Origin of the sequence: Herbaspirillum sp. alder98 (assembly GCF_020179755.1) — a bacterium.
Classification (GTDB): domain Bacteria; phylum Pseudomonadota; class Gammaproteobacteria; order Burkholderiales; family Burkholderiaceae_D; genus Herbaspirillum.
This window is the reverse complement of the sequence record NZ_JAIUCY010000006.1, coordinates 103,427-119,813: the sequence shown is the minus strand read 5'-3', so window position 1 is coordinate 119,813 and position 16,387 is coordinate 103,427. Positions and strand designations below refer to the sequence as shown.

At 65.2% G+C, this 16,387-nt stretch carries 15 protein-coding genes; 3 read left to right on the top strand and 12 right to left on the bottom strand.

Features of this window, described 5'->3' with window-relative positions; translation table 11 throughout:
* Positions 1 to 25: 25 nt before the first annotated feature.
* Positions 26 to 895: a formyltetrahydrofolate deformylase gene (gene purU / locus LBW87_RS15480; protein ID WP_225202544.1), complete on the top strand. Its 870-nt coding sequence runs from the start codon at positions 26 to 28 to the stop codon at positions 893 to 895.
* A gap of 165 nt (positions 896 to 1,060) precedes the next feature.
* On the opposite strand, the gene LBW87_RS15475 is transcribed toward purU, so the two are convergent.
* From LBW87_RS15475 to LBW87_RS15450, 6 genes are all read right to left on the bottom strand, one after another.
* Entirely contained in the window at positions 1,061 to 2,698 is a 1,638-nt protein-coding gene (locus LBW87_RS15475) for a fatty acid--CoA ligase (RefSeq protein ID WP_225202387.1), read from the bottom strand.
* 395 nt (positions 2,699 to 3,093) lie between these two features.
* Positions 3,094 to 3,405, bottom strand: coding sequence for a copper-binding protein (locus LBW87_RS15470; protein ID WP_225202386.1), 312 nt, complete (start codon positions 3,403 to 3,405; stop codon positions 3,094 to 3,096).
* A gap of 35 nt (positions 3,406 to 3,440) precedes the next feature.
* The gene (locus LBW87_RS15465; RefSeq protein WP_225202385.1) at positions 3,441 to 4,781 is read right to left on the bottom strand and encodes a multicopper oxidase family protein; all 1,341 of its coding nucleotides are present in this window, start codon (positions 4,779 to 4,781) and stop codon (positions 3,441 to 3,443) included.
* Positions 4,778 to 6,157: a TolC family protein gene (locus LBW87_RS15460; protein WP_225202384.1), complete on the bottom strand. Its 1,380-nt coding sequence runs from the start codon at positions 6,155 to 6,157 to the stop codon at positions 4,778 to 4,780. Before LBW87_RS15460 ends, LBW87_RS15465 begins: the two co-directional genes overlap by 4 nt.
* Before the next feature lie 70 nt (positions 6,158 to 6,227).
* The gene (locus LBW87_RS15455) at positions 6,228 to 6,632 is read right to left on the bottom strand and encodes a hypothetical protein (RefSeq protein WP_225202383.1); all 405 of its coding nucleotides are present in this window, start codon (positions 6,630 to 6,632) and stop codon (positions 6,228 to 6,230) included.
* A gap of 16 nt (positions 6,633 to 6,648) precedes the next feature.
* Entirely contained in the window at positions 6,649 to 8,937 is a 2,289-nt protein-coding gene (locus tag LBW87_RS15450) for a heavy metal translocating P-type ATPase (RefSeq protein WP_225202382.1), read from the bottom strand.
* A 74-nt stretch (positions 8,938 to 9,011) separates the two neighbouring features.
* On the opposite strand from LBW87_RS15450, the gene cadR reads away from it, so the two are divergent.
* On the top strand, positions 9,012 to 9,464 hold the full coding sequence (gene cadR, locus LBW87_RS15445) for a Cd(II)/Pb(II)-responsive transcriptional regulator (protein WP_320442737.1): 453 nt from the start codon (positions 9,012 to 9,014) through the stop codon (positions 9,462 to 9,464).
* 161 nt (positions 9,465 to 9,625) lie between these two features.
* Here cadR and LBW87_RS15440 read toward each other — a convergent pair whose 3' ends face one another.
* The 3 genes from LBW87_RS15440 to LBW87_RS15430 form a co-directional block, all read right to left on the bottom strand.
* Complete coding sequence (locus LBW87_RS15440) at positions 9,626 to 10,522, bottom strand: alpha/beta fold hydrolase (protein ID WP_225202381.1); 897 nt, start codon at positions 10,520 to 10,522, stop codon at positions 9,626 to 9,628.
* Positions 10,523 to 10,633: 111 nt separating this feature from the next.
* Positions 10,634 to 11,047, bottom strand: coding sequence for a Cu(I)-responsive transcriptional regulator (gene cueR / locus LBW87_RS15435; RefSeq protein WP_225202380.1), 414 nt, complete (start codon positions 11,045 to 11,047; stop codon positions 10,634 to 10,636).
* A 1-nt stretch (position 11,048) separates the two neighbouring features.
* A complete protein-coding gene (locus LBW87_RS15430) occupies positions 11,049 to 13,268 on the bottom strand; it encodes a heavy metal translocating P-type ATPase (RefSeq protein WP_225202379.1) in 2,220 nt (739 codons plus the stop codon).
* A gap of 161 nt (positions 13,269 to 13,429) precedes the next feature.
* Here LBW87_RS15430 and LBW87_RS15425 point away from each other — a divergent pair, with 161 nt between their 5' ends.
* A complete protein-coding gene (locus LBW87_RS15425) occupies positions 13,430 to 13,630 on the top strand; it encodes a heavy-metal-associated domain-containing protein (protein WP_225202378.1) in 201 nt (66 codons plus the stop codon).
* Positions 13,631 to 13,637: 7 nt separating this feature from the next.
* Here LBW87_RS15425 and LBW87_RS15420 read toward each other — a convergent pair whose 3' ends face one another.
* From LBW87_RS15420 to LBW87_RS15410, 3 genes are read right to left on the bottom strand one after another with little or no spacing between them, the layout of a single operon-like run.
* Positions 13,638 to 14,807, bottom strand: coding sequence for a vWA domain-containing protein (locus LBW87_RS15420; protein WP_225202377.1), 1,170 nt, complete (start codon positions 14,805 to 14,807; stop codon positions 13,638 to 13,640).
* A 30-nt stretch (positions 14,808 to 14,837) separates the two neighbouring features.
* Positions 14,838 to 15,425 (bottom strand): GNAT family N-acetyltransferase, encoded by a 588-nt coding sequence (locus LBW87_RS15415; protein ID WP_225202376.1) that lies wholly within the window; start codon positions 15,423 to 15,425, stop codon positions 14,838 to 14,840.
* Positions 15,426 to 15,447: 22 nt separating this feature from the next.
* Positions 15,448 to 16,317 carry an AAA family ATPase gene (locus LBW87_RS15410; RefSeq protein ID WP_225202375.1) on the bottom strand — a complete coding sequence of 290 codons (870 nt, stop codon included), beginning with the start codon at positions 16,315 to 16,317 and terminating at the stop codon, positions 15,448 to 15,450.
* Positions 16,318 to 16,387: the final 70 nt, after the last annotated feature.

Genomic DNA, 16,387 nt, shown 5'->3' with positions numbered 1-16,387 from the left:
ACGCTGGCGTTTTCAGTTCATGCTCATGGCTCACCCGGAATACATTCTTACTCTGTCCTGCCTGGACCAGCGCGGTATCGTGCATCGCGTCTCGGGTTTTCTGGCCGATCACGGCTGCAACATTATCGATTCGGCCCAGTTTGGCGACGCGCAATCGGCGCTGTTCTTCATGCGGGTGCATTTCTCGTCGGAAGACGCGGGCGTGTCCGATGCGCAATTGCGCGCCGACTTCGGCAGCCTGGGCGATTCGCTGCAGATGAATTGGCAACTGCACGATGCGGCCAAGAAGCCGCGCGTGATGCTGATGGTGTCGAAGATCGGTCATTGCCTCAACGACCTGCTGTTCCGCTACAAGAGCGGCTTGCTGCCGGTCGAGATTCCGGCGATCGTGTCGAACCACACCGATTTCTACCAGCTCGCTGCCAGCTACAACATTCCGTTTCACCACCTGCCGTTGGCCACCGGCGCGCCGGCCGAGGTCAAGCGGGTGCAGGAACAGCGCATCCTGGAGATCGTCGAGGCCAACCAGATCGACCTGGTGGTGCTGGCGCGTTACATGCAGATCCTGTCGCCTGAGTTGTGCGACGCGTTGCGTGGTCGCGCCATCAACATCCATCATTCGTTCCTGCCCAGCTTCAAGGGTGCCAAGCCTTATTACCAGGCGCATGACCGCGGCGTGAAGCTGATCGGCGCGACGGCGCACTTCGTCACCGGCGATCTCGACGAAGGTCCGATCATCGAGCAGGGCGTCGAGCGGGTGGACCATTCGATGGGCCCCGATACGCTCACCGCCATTGGCCGCGATATCGAATGCGTGGTGCTGGCGCGGGCGGTGAAGTGGTTCACCGAGCACCGGATCCTGCTCAATGGACACAAGACGGTGATCTTCAACTGATTGCTGGCTTGCCATGAAGAAACGCCATTCGGGAGATGTCCTGAATGGCGTTTTTTTTTGCGCATCGGAAGACGCTGGGTGCCGGCCTTCGCCGGCAGACGAACTTGTTATAAATCAGCCCCCGTCGCCCTGACGAAAGTCAGGGCCCAGCGTCTTTGGTCACATTTATCCTGTCGGATACTGCTCCCGCATGACCCGCTTGTTGAGCTTGCCCACGCTGGTACGGGCCAGCTCGGTGACGAATTGCACCTGGTCCGGTACGCCATATCGCGATATCTGCCCCAGTTCGGCCGCTGCCGCCACGTGTTGCCGGATGTCGTCCGCGCGCAAGGGCGCGGCGTCCTTCTTGAGCACCACCAGCGCCAGCGGGCGTTCGCCCCATTTGCTGTCGGCCACGCCGATGACGGCAGTCTCGGCCACCGAAGGATGGCGCGCGATGATGTCTTCGATCTGCAGCGAAGATACCCATTCGCCACCGGTCTTGATCACGTCCTTGATGCGGTCGGTGACCTGCAGGTAGCCGCGCTGGTCGATGTGGCCGATGTCCTGCGTATGCAGCCAGCCGCCTTTCCACAAGTCTTCTGAGGCTTGCGCTTGGTTCAGGTAGCCCTGGGTCAGCCATGGCGCGCGCACCACGACTTCGCCGGTGGTCTTGCCGTCGCGCGGCAGGTCGCCCAGGTCGGCATCGACCGTGCGCAGTTCGACCAGCGGCAACGGCCGCCCGGTCTTCAGGCGGATCGCCGCTTCGGCATCGGTGCCCAGGTCGGCGTCGGACACATGCGCCAGCGTCAGGATCGGACAGGTCTCGGACATGCCATAGCCGGTGAACACGTCGATGCCGCGCGCAAGCGCCGACTGCGCCAGGCTGCCGGTCATGGCCGAGCCGCCGATGATCATCTTCCAGCCGGACAGGTCGGCGTCCTTGGCTGCCTCGCAACCCAGCACCATCTGCAGGATGGTGGGCACGCAATGCGAGAAGGTCACTTTTTCACGTTGCACCAGGCGCACGATGTTATCCGGCACGTAGCGGCCGGGGTATACCTGCTTGAGGCCGGCCATGGTGGCGACATAGGGCAGGCCCCAGGCGTGCACATGGAACATCGGCGTGAGCGGCATGTAGACGTCTTCGCGGTGCAGGCGACCCTGCTGCGGCGCCAGTGCCAGGCCGGCGGTGGCGCCCAGGGTATGCAGCACCAGTTGCCGATGGCTGAAATAGACGCCCTTGGGCTGGCCGGTGGTGCCGGTGGTGTAGAAGGTGGTGGCGCGCGCGTTTTCGTCGAAGTCGGGGAAAGCGTATTGCGGTTCGGCCTGCGCCAGCAGGTCTTCGTATTCGCCGGCAAAGCCGGGGCCGGCCGGCGCCACGCTGCCGTCATCGGTCAGCAGCACACAGCGGGTGAGGGTGCCCAGCTGGCCACGGATCTGCTTGAGCAGCGGCATGAAGTCGGAGTTGACCAGCAATACATCGGCCTGGGCATGATTGAGGGTATAGGCGATCTGCTCCGGCGAGAGTCGCACATTGACCGTCTGCAACACGCAACCCATCATCGGGATGGCAAAGAACGATTCGAGATAACGGTGGCTGTCCCAGTCCATCACGGCCACGGTGTTGCCCGGTTGCAGGCCGATCTCGCTGAGCGCATTGGCCAGGCGCTGCACGCGGCGATAGAACTCCGTGTAGCTGTGGCGGCGGTCGCCGTAAACAATTTCCTGCTCGGGTGCCGTGGCCAGCGCGCTATGCAGCAACTGCTTGATCAGCAGTGGGTAGCCGTAAGCCGAAGGGGTGGTGCCGATGAGTTGGGGCATGCTGATCTCCTGAGTTTCTAGAACTCATTTCATCAATAGACGCGAGATGCGTTCCTCCCAGAAAGGGCGCTGGCAAGGCGTGCGACGCGTCGTGTGGCGGTGCCACACGCAAGAAGCGCAACGCGGCCAGCACCCTTTCTGGGAGGAACCCGAAGGGAGCGGCCCTTTTGGGCGAATTGCTGTGTTGCGAACTTGGACCAAGACGGCCAGTCTTGGTCCAAGTTCGTGCCTTGCACTTCATCCCAAAAGGGACTCGCTCGCACTCACGTCTATTGATGAAATGAGTTCTATGCTGTCGCTTTTATTGGAATCAAGCGACAGATGATAACGCCTGCGCGCATGCCGGAACATGGCGCAGGCCAGAAAATTTACCCCTCGGCAATGCCTTCCCCGGGTTAAGGGGCGTCGGCCTGGTCTGCCAGCGAGGTGACGGTGAGCGCGCCGTCCACGCGGGCGGCGGTAAATCTCACCTTCTGGCCTTCGTGGACTTGTCGCAGCAGGGCTGGCGCCGCCTTGAAGACCATCGTCATGGGGGGCATGTCGAGGTTGGGAATCTGCTGGTGGCGAATGGTCAGCTTGCCGGCATCGGCGTCGACCCGGCGGATTTCGCCGGCCACCTGCGGCGCCGGATCGTCTTGGGCCAGCGCCGGCAGCGTGCACAGGGTCAGGGCCAGCGCCGACAGGGCGCGTAAAAAGTTAGTCTTCATTTTTGTTTCCTTTATCTAGTATTAGTTTCAGTGAATCAGCGATGCTGGTGATGGTGGCCGTCGGCTGGCGCCTGCGGGGCCGCAGGCGGCGTGCCTTTCCATTCGTAGGCCACGCTGCCGGTCGGCGGGCGATACCAGCCGGGGTCGCGATAGTCGTCGCGCGCCAGGCCGCGCCGGACCTTGACGGTGCTGAACATGCCGCCCATCTCGATCGGACCGTAGGGGCCGCGCCCGCTCATCATCGGCAGGGTGTTATCGGGCAGCGGCATTTCCATGTCGCCCATGGCGCCGCCCTTGTCGCCCATCACCATGTAGTCGGGAATCAGCTTCGCGATCTTCTCGGCCACGCCCGACTGGTCCACGCCGATCATGGTCGGCACGTCATGCCCCATGGCGTTCATGGTGTGATGCGCCTTGTGGCAATGCAGCGCCCAGTCGCCTTCTTCGGTGGCGTCGAACTCGATGGCGCGCATCTGGCCCACCGCGATGTCGGTGCTGACCTCGGGCCAGCGCGCCGCCGGCGGCACCCAGCCGCCGTCGGTGCCGGTGACGGCAAATTCGTGGCCGTGCAGGTGGATCGGGTGATTGGTCATGGTGAGGTTGCCGACCCGGATGCGGACCCGGTCGTTATGCCGCACCACCAGCGGGTCGATGCCGGGGAAGGCGCGGCTGTTCCAGGTCCACAGGTTGAAGTCGAGCATGGTGTTGACCTTGGGCGTGGCCGCGCCCGGGGCGATGTCGTAGGCATTGAGCAGGAACACGAAATCGCGGTCGACTCGCATGAAGTCCGGGTTCTTCGGATGCGTCACCCAGAAACCCATCATGCCCATGGCCATCTGCACCATCTCGTCGGCGTGCGGGTGATACATGAAGGTGCCGGCGCGGCGCGCCGTGAATTCGTAGACATAGGTCTTGCCGGGCGGGATCGCGGGTTGCGTCAGGCCGGCCACGCCGTCCATGCCATTGGGCAGGCGCTGGCCATGCCAGTGCACCGAGGTCGCCTCGGGCAGGCGGTTGGTGACGAAGATGCGCACCCGGTCGCCTTCCACCACTTCGATGGTGGGGCCGGGGCTCTGGCCGTTGTAGCCCCACAGGTGGGCCTTCATGCCGGGGGCGATTTCGCGCACCACCGGTTCAGCCACCAGGTGGAATTCCTTGACGCCATCCTTCATGCGCCAGGGCAGGGTCCAGCCATTGAGCGTGACCACCGGTTGATAGGGGCGGCCATTGGGTGGCGCCAGCGGCGGCTGGGTCAGCGGGCTTTGCTGTTGTGCGGCCTCGGGCAGGCTGGCCGCGCCCACGCGGGTGACGGCAGCGCTGCTGACGGCCAGGGCCGAGCCTTGCAGGAAGGCGCGACGGGTCATCGGGGTGGTCATGGTCGGGTTCCTTGTGGTGGTCCGCCCAGCGCCAGTTGCAGGCCGGCGTCGGCGATCCAGAAATCGCGCTCGGCTTCGATGGCGGCGATCACGGTGGTGGCTTGTTCGCGGGCATCGGCCAGCAGCTCGAATACGCTGATCAACATGCCGTTGTAGCGCAGCAGGTTCTCGTCGGCGACGCGCCGTCGCAGGGGCAGGATCTGCTGCTGGTAACGGCGCGCCAGCGCAAAGGCGTCATCCCGTTCGCGCCAGGCCAGCCGGGCCTGGGCACGCGCATCGAGGGCGGTGGCGGCCAGCCGTTGCGCGCCTTGCAGGTAGATCGCTTCGGCCTTGGCCACGCGCGCCTGGCCCCAGTCGAACAGGGGAATCTCGATGCTGACCTGGTAGCCGATCTCGGGCGCACGGCCCGATTCGGTGGTGCGTTGGTAGCCCAGGTCGAGCACGTTCACCAGCCGGGTGGCGCGGGTCAGGCCCAATGAATCCTGCAGCCCGGCCAGTTCGCTGCGGGCGGCCTGCACATCCAGCCGCTGCGCCATCGCCTGGCGTTCGATATCGACCATGGGTGCCAGTTGGTCCGGCAACGCCGGCAAGCGCGCCGGCAGGTCGAAGTCAGGCGGCAGGCCCAGCAACCTGGCCAGCGCTTCGCGCTCTTGCGTGGCTTCACGCCTGGCGCGTGCCAGGCGGGTCTGGGTCTCGGCGTAGAACAGTTGTTCGCGGGCGGCGTCGAGGCGGCTGCTGTTGCCGCGCTCGGCCATGCGCGCGGCCAGCGTGTGAGCGGCTTGCGCGGCCTGCAGGACTTGTTCCTGATAGGCCAGCATCTGCTGCGATGACAGCGCGCGGTAATAGGCCTGGCGCGTTTGCGCCGCAACTTTCAATAGTCTTTCGGCCGCCAGCAGGCGGGTCTGCTCCAGCCCCCGTTCGGCGATGCGGGTGGTGACCGGCATGCTCAACAGCTTCATCAGCGCCAGCGAGATGCCGCGTTCGATCTTGATATCGTCGCCGGTATGGCTGCGGGCAAACGAAAAGCCCGGGTTGGGCAGTCGCGACGCTTGCACCAGGTCGGCTTGCGCCATGCCCAGGGCGGCGAAGCCGGCTTGCAGCTCGGGGTTGTTCAATAGCGCGATCTGCACCGCGTCGTCGGCGCTGGACAGGCGGCGTCCGGCGTGGCCGTCGTCGAGCAGGGCGGCGATCTGGTCGCGGCTGCGCCGGTCGTCGTCGGCGCTGCGGTTCCAGGTGGTGTGCTGGCCGAGTCGCTGGCTGGCTATTTCCTGCAGCGGGCCGATGCCGCCGTCGGCCGGCAGCTGCGCGCAGCCCGACAGCAATGCGCCGGCGCATAGCGCGACAGCCCATGGAGGGCGTGACACAAGGGAAGGCATAGGATCCTCGTCATGATGGATGGTCGTGGTTCGTGGCGGCGCAGGCCGCACGAGGCAATACGATCAGCGATCAGGCGCGGGCAGGAGGACGGTCGGGGTTTTCGGGCGTAAAGCCGACGAAGCCGGCGTTGGGCTGCATCAGGTAGCGCGGCGAAGGAAGCGAGGGGGCGGTCGGTGTCGCCAGCGCCAGTGGCAATACGGCGCCGACGCTGCAGGTGGCGCAGGAGCTGCAGGAAGAACCGGCCTTGTGCGACAGGTGCTGCGATGGTTCGTGATCGCCAGCGGCCATGACCATGTCCATGTCATGGTTCATCTGGTGCATGGCATGCATGTCATGGGCGCCCGGCGCCGGGTCTGCGATGTGTGCCACCGGTGCCACCGGCGCGCAGCCGGTCTGCAGCACCGCGGCGAAACCCTGGACCGGGATCGCCAGCGCCAGCAGCCACAGCAACAGGATTTTTGCACGCAGGATCATGGCCGGCAGTATAGCATCAGGCCGGCGCCGGCCGTGGCACGCCGCGCACCAGTCGCAGGCCGTTGAAGACCACGATCAGGCTGGCGCCCATGTCGGCGAACACCGCCATCCACAGCGAACTCATGCCGGCCAGCGCCAGCGCCATGAACACCGCCTTGATGCCGAGCGCGATGGCGATGTTCTGCACCAGCACCGCATGGGTCTTGCGCGAGAGCCGCAGGAAATCGCCGATCTTGCGCAGGTCGTCATCCATCAGCGCCACGTCGGCGGTTTCCAGCGCGGTATCGGTGCCGGCCGCGCCCATGGCAAAACCGATCTGCGCGCGCGCCAGCGCCGGGGCGTCGTTGATGCCATCGCCCACCATGCCGACGGCGCCATGCTCGGCGGCCAGTTGCTGTACCGCTTGCTCCTTGTCGGCTGGCAACTGGTCGCCGCGCACGTCGTCGATGCCGGTCTCGGCGCCGATGGCGCTGGCGGTATGCTGGTTGTCACCGCTCAACATGACCACGTGCACGCCCAGGCGCCGCAGTTCGGCGACCGCTTCGCGGCTGGCCGGTCGCACCGTGTCGGCGACGGCGATGATCAGTTCGGGGCGGGCGTCGCGGCACAGGATGGTGGTGCTCTTGCCAAGCTGCTCCAGGGCCTGGAGTTGCGCCTCCAGCGCGGGGCTGCAATGGCCCAGTTCGTGCACCAGGCGATGGTTGCCCAGGTGCCAGGACTGGCCATCGATGCGGCCCTTCACGCCGCGTCCGGGCAGCGCTTCGAATGCGTCGACATCGCTGCGTGCCGAGGTGTCGCCGGCGTCGGCGGCGGCGATGGCGCGCGAGACCGGATGGTCCGAACGTGCCGCCAGCGATACCGCCAGTTGCATCAGGGCCTGGCGCTCGGCGCCGGGGTCGAGCGTCACGATATCGGTCACCGCCGGGCGGCCCTGGGTCAGGGTGCCGGTCTTGTCCAGCGCCAGCGCGCGCAGCTTGCGTCCCTGTTCGAGATACACGCCGCCCTTGATCAGGATGCCGTTGCGGGCCGCCGCCGCCAGGCCGCTGACGATGGTGACCGGGGTCGAGATCACCAGCGCGCAGGGGCAGGCGATCACCAGCAATACCAGCGCCTTGTAGATCCAGGGGAAGAAGGGCGTGGCGGTGAGCAGCGGCGGCAGTACCGCTACCGCCAGCGCCAATGCCACCACTGCGGGAATGTAGTACTGCGCAAAGCGGTCCACGAAGCGCTGGGTCGGGGCGCGCTGGCCCTGCGCCTGCTGCACGCTGGCGACGATGCGCGAGAGGGTCGAGTCGGCTTGCGCCGCGGTCACCTCGAGCTCGATGGCGCCGTGCTCGTTGATGGTACCGGCAAATACCGGGTCGCCCGGCGCCTTGACCACGGCGATGCTTTCGCCGGTGATCGGGGCCTGGTTGATGCTGGTGGTGCCGGTGACCACGACGCCATCGGCGGCCAGCCGTTCGCCGGGCGCCACCCGCACGCGCGCGCCGACGTGGATGGACTTGGCCGCCACGTTCTGCCAGCTGCCATCGGCCTGCTGGACGTTGGCCGTCTCCGGCGCCATGGCCATCAGCCCGGCGATGGCGTTGCGGGCGCGATCCAGCGACAGCGCCTCGATCATCTCGGCCAGCGTGAACAGGACGATGACCACCGCCGCCTCCGGCCATTGGCCGATCAGCGCCGCGCCGATCACCGCCAGCGACATCAGGAAGTTCATGTTCAGGGAGAAATTGCGCAGCGCGATCCAGCCCTTCTTGAGCGTGCCCAGCCCGCCCAGGCCGATGGCCAGCAGCGCCAGCCCAATGACGGCGATGGAAGATTCATCGCCACTGGTCCAGGCCAGCACTTCAGCCGCCAGCGCTGCCACGCCGGCCGCACCCAGCATCAGCCAGCGCCGCGCCGGGATACTGTAGTCGGCCACCTGGTCGCTGCCAGCGCTGGCGTCGAGCGAATCCGACTTGACCGCCGGCAGCATGTCCAGTGCGGTGAGGGTGGCGACCAATGGCGCGATCGAGGGCAACTGGTGGCGCACCGTGAGCTCGCGCTGGATCAGGTTGAATTCGAGCGCGCCCACGCCTTCCATGTTGACCAGCCGTTCGCGGATCAGCCTTTCTTCGGTGGGGCAATCCATCTTCTGGATGAAGAACACGGCGCGTTCATTGGCGCCCGCGAGGGCACGCGCCTGCGGCATCGCCGGTTCGGCGTGGCTACCGCAGCAGCTGTGCGCATGCGCATGCTGGTGCGTGTGATCATGATCGTGCGCGTGGTCGTGGCCATGCGAATGGTCATGCTGGTGCTGGCTCATGGTGTTTTCCTTTGCAACCGAATCGGGTCTGGACTATATTAAAAACCCTGAAGCAGCTACAAGGTCAAGCGATCATGGACACATTGAAGATTGGCGAACTGGCAAGTCGTGCCGATTGTCCGGTGGAAACCATTCGTTATTACGAGAAGGAGGCGTTGTTGCCGGCCCCGACCCGTTCCGAGGCCAACTATCGGCTCTACGGCGAGCGCCATGTGGAGCGCTTGCAGTTCATCCGCCATTGCCGCTCGCTCGACATGACCCTGGATGAGGTGCGTGAACTATTGCGTTTGCGCGATGCGCCGGAAGAGAACTGTGGCGAGGTCAATGCCCTGCTCGACAAGCACATCGGCCATGTGGCCCAGCGCATCGAGCAACTCAAGGGGCTGCAGGAGCAATTGCAGGTGCTGCGCGCGCAATGCGCCAGCGAGCAACCGGCGCGTGACTGCGGCATCCTGCAGGGGCTGGCCAATCTGCCTGATGAAGCCAAGCCGGCCAATCTTGGCTCGCATGGCGGCGGGTGTCACTGACATCACGAAGGGGGGCGAGCCGGTGCTGAAAATCAAGTCGCTGGGTACCGGCGTTCGTCGGCACGACGAATGCGTTACAACCCAACCCCGTCGTCCTGACGAAAGTCAGGACCCAGCGTCTTTGATCGTTTATCTTTCGTCGGATATCCTTCATCGCGTATTCAATGCCCCAGCCAGCCCATCACTTCGGCGATCACTTCGTCCGATTTCTCCCGCTGCGGAAAATGCCCGGCGCCTGATATCAATACGCGCCGATAGGCGTCCCCGAACAGTTTCTCGCGCCCTTCGGACGTGCTCGGTGCATTGGCGCCATCGTCGCCGCCGTGCAGCACCAGGGTCGGCACCATGATGCGCGGGGTAGTGGCCAGCCTGGCTTCCAGTTCGGCATAGGCCGGGTCGCCTTCGACAAAACCCCAGCGGTGCCGGTAGGAGTGCAGGCAGATGTCGACCCAGTCGGGATTGTCGAAGGAGGCGGCGGTGTTGCTGAACTCGCTGTCCGAAAACTCCCAGGCAGGCGACCAGGTATTCCACATGAAGCGGGCGAAGGCGCGGCGCTCGCGGGTCAGGTCATCGGCGCCCCGGGGCGTGGCCAGGTACCAGTGGTACCAGTAATTGCGGGACTGCGGCAGGCTCAGGGTCTGGTCGGCGCCGTTGGTGCCCCATCCCACCGACAGCGCGATGCAGTGGCTCACGCGGGCAGGCATCTGCGAAGCCATGATGTAGGCGGCGCGGGCGCCCCAGTCGTGACCGATCAATGCGCAGCGCTGCAGGCCGAGGGCATCGGTAAATGCCATCAGGTCGCTGGCCAATGCACTGAGCTGGCCGCTGCGGGGGGTGTCGTCCGAGAGAAAACGGGTCGGCCCGTAGCCGCGCAGGAAAGGCCGGATCACGCGATAGCCGGCCATGCGCAGGGGCTTGAGAAAGTTGTCCCAGGTGCGCACGTCGTCCGGCCAGCCGTGCAGCAGGATCACCGCCGGTGCGTCCACCGGACCGCTTTCTTCGAAGGCGATGCGCAGGCGGTCGGTGTCGATGAAGCTCAGGTGGTTGCTCTGTGGCATGAGGTCTTGGCCTTCAGTGAGTGCGCTGCGTGCGGGAAAATGTCCGGCTACGCTTGATCATTACAGCCAGCCGCGATTAACACAATGTCATTCGGCCAAGCCCTGACAAATTTAATCGTTAGTCGCACAACAGGCGTCGGCCGCGCCGAGGGCATCGAGGATCGGGCAGTCCGGGCGGTGGTCGCCGTGGCACTCGCGCGCCAGCTGCACCAGCGTCGATTTCATGGCCTGCAATTCGTCGATACGGCGATCGAGTTCGGCAATATGCGCCTGCGCCAGGTCCTTGACCTTGCGACTGGGGCGCGACTGGTCCAGCCAGAGGCCGATCAGGTCGCCGATCTGCTTCATCGAAAACCCCAGTTGCCGCGCCTGCCGGATGAAACGCAGCAGGTGCACGTCGCGCTCGCCATAGACGCGGTAGCCGCTGTCGCTGCGCCCGACCCTGGGGATCAAACCGGTTTCTTCGTAATGCCGGATCATCTTGGCGGTCACGCCCGAGGCGCTTGCCGCTTCGCCGATATTCATGTCATGCCTCTCGTGTGGTGGGACGCCAGCGGCGCAGCAGCAGGGCATTGCTGACCACGCTGACGCTGGAAAAAGCCATGGCGGCGCCGGCCACCATCGGGTCCAGCCAGCCCATGACCGCCAGCGGGATGCCGATCAGGTTGTAGATGAAGGCCCAGAACAGGTTTTGCCGGATCTTGCCGTAGGTGCGCCGCGAGATGTCGATGGCGGCCGCTACCAGGCCCGGGTCGCCATGCATCAACGTGATGCCGGCGGCCTGCATGGCGACATCGGTGCCGGTGGACATGGCGATGCCGACATCGGCCGCCGCCAGCGCCGGGGCGTCGTTGATGCCGTCGCCCACCATGGCCACCACGCGCCCGCCGCGGCGCAATTCGGCTACCGCGTGCGCCTTGTCGTCCGGCATGACTTCGGCACGCACATCATCGATGCCCAGGCGCTCGGCGACTTGCTGCGCCGCGCCACGATTGTCGCCGCTCAACATGACGGTGGCGATGCCGGACTGCTGCAGCGCCCGTACCGCCGCCGCCGCGCCGGGTTTGATGTCGTCGCCGAAGGCCAGCAAGCCGAGGATGTGCAACTGGCCGTCGTGGCGCGCCAGCCAGGACAGGGTGCGGCCCTGTTGCTGCAATGCGTCGGCGCGTGCCGCCAGTTCGGGGGCGGCGGCGCCCAGTTGCGCCATCCAGCGGCTGCTGCCCAGGTACAGCGTTGCGCCATCGACCCGGCCTTCGATGCCGCAGCCGGCGACCGTGCGCAATGCCTCGGCAGTCGGACGCGGCGACTCCCCGGCGGCGTCCAGTACGGCGCGCCCGAGCGGATGTTCGCTGCCCGCTTGCAGGGCCGCGGCCAGCGCCAGCAACTGTTCCGGGGTGACCGCACCGATCGCTTCGAATTCGGTCAGCAGTGGGCGGCCGACGGTCAACGTACCGGTCTTGTCGAACGCCACCAGGTCGACCCGATGGGCGATCTCGAGCGCCTGGGCGTCCTTGATCAGGACGCCATGCCGCGCCGCCACGCCGGTGCCGGCCATGATGGCGGTGGGCGTGGCCAGCCCCAAGGCGCAGGGGCAGGCAATTACCATGACGGCGACCGCATTGAGTACGGCGTGTTCCCAGTTGCCGGCCAGCAGGCCCCAGCCCAGCAGGGTCAGTCCCGCGATGAGCAGCACCACCGGGACGAACACGGCGCTGACGCGGTCGACCAGGCGCTGGATCGGCGCTTTGGCCGCTTGCGCCTGTTCGACCATGCGCACGATGCGGGCCAGCACCGTCTCGGCGCCGATGGCGGTGGTCTCGATCTGCAGCACGCCGTCGATGTTGATGGCGCCGGCGCTGACATGCGCGCCCGGCCCCTTGTCTTGCGGGCGGGCCTCGCCGGTCAGCAGGGCTTCGTCGAGCTGGCTGTGCCCGACGCGCACCACGCCATCGACCGGCACCCGTTCGCCGGCCCGCAGCAGCACGATGTCACCCACCACGACTGCGGCCAATGGCAGCTCGACTTCGCGTCCGTCGCGCAGCACGCGCGCACGATCCGGGCGCAGCGCATTGAGGGCGGCGATGGCGTCTGCCGTTTGGCGCTTGGCGCGGCCTTCCAGCCATTTGCCCAGCAACACCAGCGTGATCACCACGGCGGAGCTTTCGAAATAAAGGTGCGGCGCGGCCATCGCGTGTCCGGCCATGGATGGGGTGTTGAGCCATTGATAGAGCGACAGGCCGTAGGCGGCGCTGGTGCCAAGTGCTACCAGCAGGTCCATGTTGCCCGACAGCGCCCGCGCCGCACCCCAGCCGGCGCGATAGAAGCGCCAGCCCAGCCAGAACTGCACCGGCGTGGCCAGTAGCCATTGCCACAGCGGCGGCAGCGTCAGGTCCACGCCCAGCGGCATGGCCAGCATCGGCAGCACCAGCGGCAACGACAGCAGTGCCGCCAGCGCCACCGGCCACCAGAGGGGCAGGGCGCGGCGCGCCGGCGTGCCATCGGGCGCACTGGGCGCATCGGGCACGTGCAGTACGGCGTGGTAGCCGGCGCGATCGATGGCCGCCGTCAGTTGCGCCACGGCGACCTCATCGGTGGTGGTGACGGTGGCGGTCTCGGTGGCCAGGTTGACGCTGGCGTCGATCACGCCCGGCACGCGCTTGAGCACCTTTTCGACGCGCGCCACGCACGAGGCGCAGCTCATGCCTTCGATGTCGAGATTCAGTTCGCGGGGGGCGGTAGCGGTCATGGCGTGGCTCGGGAAGTGATCATGAGAGCATGATGATCCTTCCCATGATGGTAAGGTCAAGCGCCGATTCTGACATGGATCGCGATGAGGGGCCTTGACCTTGCTACGGTGGGAAGGTTTAAGCTTGCGACATCGATCCAATCATCCAGAAGGGAATAGCCATGCCAGCCACCTTTACCGTCAACGACATGACCTGCAATCATTGCGCCGGTGTCATCACCAAGGCCGTCAAGGCGCTCGACGCCAACGCCCGGGTCGACATCACCGTGGCCGACAAGCGGGTGGTGATCGACAGCGCGTTGCCGGCGCAGTCGTTTGCCGATGCAATCGAAGATGCCGGCTATACGCCGGTGGCGGCCTGAGTCCGGGCTATTTGCTCAGCATCCGCATGGCCCGCTCCAGGCCATCGATGGTGAGCCCGAACATGCGATCGCTCATCAACTGCCGGATCAGCGCAATCGATTGCCGGTACTGCCACAGGCCTTCCGGCTCGGGATTGAGCCAGGCGTAGTGGGGGAAGGTGCTGGTAAAACGCTGCAGCCAGGCGGCGCCTGCTTCGGCATTGTTGTACTCGACCGATCCACCTTTCTGCGTGACTTCATAGGGGCTCATCGTGGCGTCGCCGACGAAGATGAGCTTGGTGTCGGGCGTGTAGCGACGCAGGACATCCCAGGTGTCGAAGCGTTCGGCGTGGCGCCGGTTGTTGCTCTTCCACAGGTAGTCGTAGACGCAGTTGTGGAAGTAGAAGAACTCCATGTTCTTGAATTCGGTGCGGGCCGCCGAGAACAGCTCTTCGGTGCGCGCAATGTGGTCGTCCATCGAGCCGCCCACGTCGAGCAGCATCAGCACCTTGATGTTGTTGCGTCGCTCCGGCTGCATGCGGATGTCGAGGAAGCCGGCGTTGCTGGCGGTGGCGCGGATGGTGTCGTCCAGCGCCAGTTCGTCTTCGGCGCCTTCGCGCGCAAAGCGGCGCAGGCGTCGTAGCGCCACCTTGATGTTGCGGGTGCCCAGTTCGCGTTCGCTGTCGTAGTCCTTGTACTGGCGTTCTTCCCACACCTTGACGGCGCTACGGTTCTTGCCGGGCCCGCCGATGCGGATGCCCTCCGGGTTGTAGCCGCCGTGGCCGAAGGGCGACACGCCGCCGGTGCCGATCCATTTGCTGCCGCCCTCGTGGCGTTCCTTCTGCTCTTTCATCAAGGCCTGCAGGCGCTCCAGCAACTTGTCGTAGCCGAACTTCTCGATGGCTGCTTTCTGCTCTGGCGTCAGCTCGCGCTGCATGCGCTGCTTGAGCCACTCCAGCGGGATCTCGGGGTGTTTTTCGAACACGGCATCGATGCCCTTGAAGTAGCTGCCGAAGGCGCGGTCGAACTTGTCGAAGTGGGCTTCGTCCTTGACCAGCGTCAGGCGCGACAGAAAATAGAATTCGTCGGTGGAGGGCGAGATGACCTGCCGCTCCAGCGCCTCGAGCAAGGTCAGGAATTCCTTGATCGAGACCGGCACGCCGGCATCTTTGACGGTGAAGAAGAAGTCGATCAGCATGGTCGAGGATTGTTCATCGGAGCCATCGCACTAGCGCCCCAGCTTGTATTGCAGGTGGCGGCGCACGGTCGACCATTCCGATTCGATGATCGAAAACACCACGGTGTCGCGCAACGAGCCGTCCGGCATGCGCTGGTGATTGCGCAGGATGCCATCCTGCTTGGCGCCGAGACGGGCGATGGCGGCGCGCGATTGCTGGTTCATCCAGTGGGTGCGGAATTCGACCGCGATACAGCGCATGTCTTCGAAGGCATGGTGCAGCAGCATCAGCTTGCATTCGGTATTGATGCTGGTGCGCTGGGCGCTGGCGGCGTACCAGGTCGAACCGATCTCGACCCGCCGGTGCACGGCATCGGCATTCATGTAGGTGGTCATGCCGCACAGTGCGCCGGTGTCGACCCGGCGCACCACGAAAGGCAGCATGCTGCCCTGCTGCTGCAATTGCAGGCGACGCTCGATCTCGGCGCGCATGTTTTCCGGTTTCGGGATGGCGGTGTACCAGAGCTTCCACAGCTTGCCGTCCGACACGGCCGCGATCAGGGCGTCGTGATGCTCCAGCGACAGCGGCTCTAGATGGGCGAACTGGCCCTTGAGGGTGATCGGTGACAGCAGGTGCATGACGACTCCCGGTAGAGGATGTTCAGCGGTTGTTGCGCGACATGAAGACCAGCCGTTCGAACAGGTGCACGTCCTGCTCGTTCTTGAGCAGCGCGCCATGCAAGGGCGGCAGCGCCGCACGATTGTCCTTGCCGTGCAATGTCTCGGGCGGGATATCCTCGGCCAGCAGCAGCTTGAGCCAGTCGATCAGTTCCGAGGTCGACGGTTTTTTCTTGAGGCCGGCGACGTCGCGCACGTCATAGAAAGTCTGCAGGGCCTGCGCCAGCAGGTCGCGCTTGATGTGCGGGAAATGCACGTCGACGATGCACTGCATGGTCTCCTTGTCGGGAAACTTGATGTAGTGGAAAAAGCAGCGACGCAGGAAGGCGTCGGGCAATTCCTTCTCGTTGTTGGAGGTGATCACCACCAGTGGCCGATGGCGCGCCCGCACCATCTCGCGCGTCTCGTAGACGTAGAACTCCATCCGATCGATCTCGCGCAGCAGATCGTTGGGAAACTCGATATCGGCCTTGTCGATCTCGTCGATCAGCAGCACCACCGGTTCATCGGCGGTAAAGGCTTGCCACAGCACGCCCTTGACGATGTAGTTGTGGATGTCCTTGACCCGCTCGTCGCCCAGTTGCGAATCGCGCAGGCGCGAGACCGCGTCGTATTCGTACAAGCCCTGTTGCGCCTTGGTGGTGGACTTGATGTGCCACTGCAGCAAAGGGCGATTCAACGCCGCCGCCACCTCTTCGGCCAGCATGGTCTTGCCGGTACCGGGCTCACCCTTGATCAATAGCGGGCGCTGCAGCGTCAGCGCCGCATTCACGGCCAGTTTGAGATCGTCGGTGGCGACGTAGCTGTCAGTGCCGGAAAAGCGGGGAGGGGGCGGGGGGGATGCTTCAGACATGGGCAACAATCCTTGTGAAGGCGCGGCACTAAATGGCGGTAATCGAGGTCAGTGTCGAATTCGAATGATA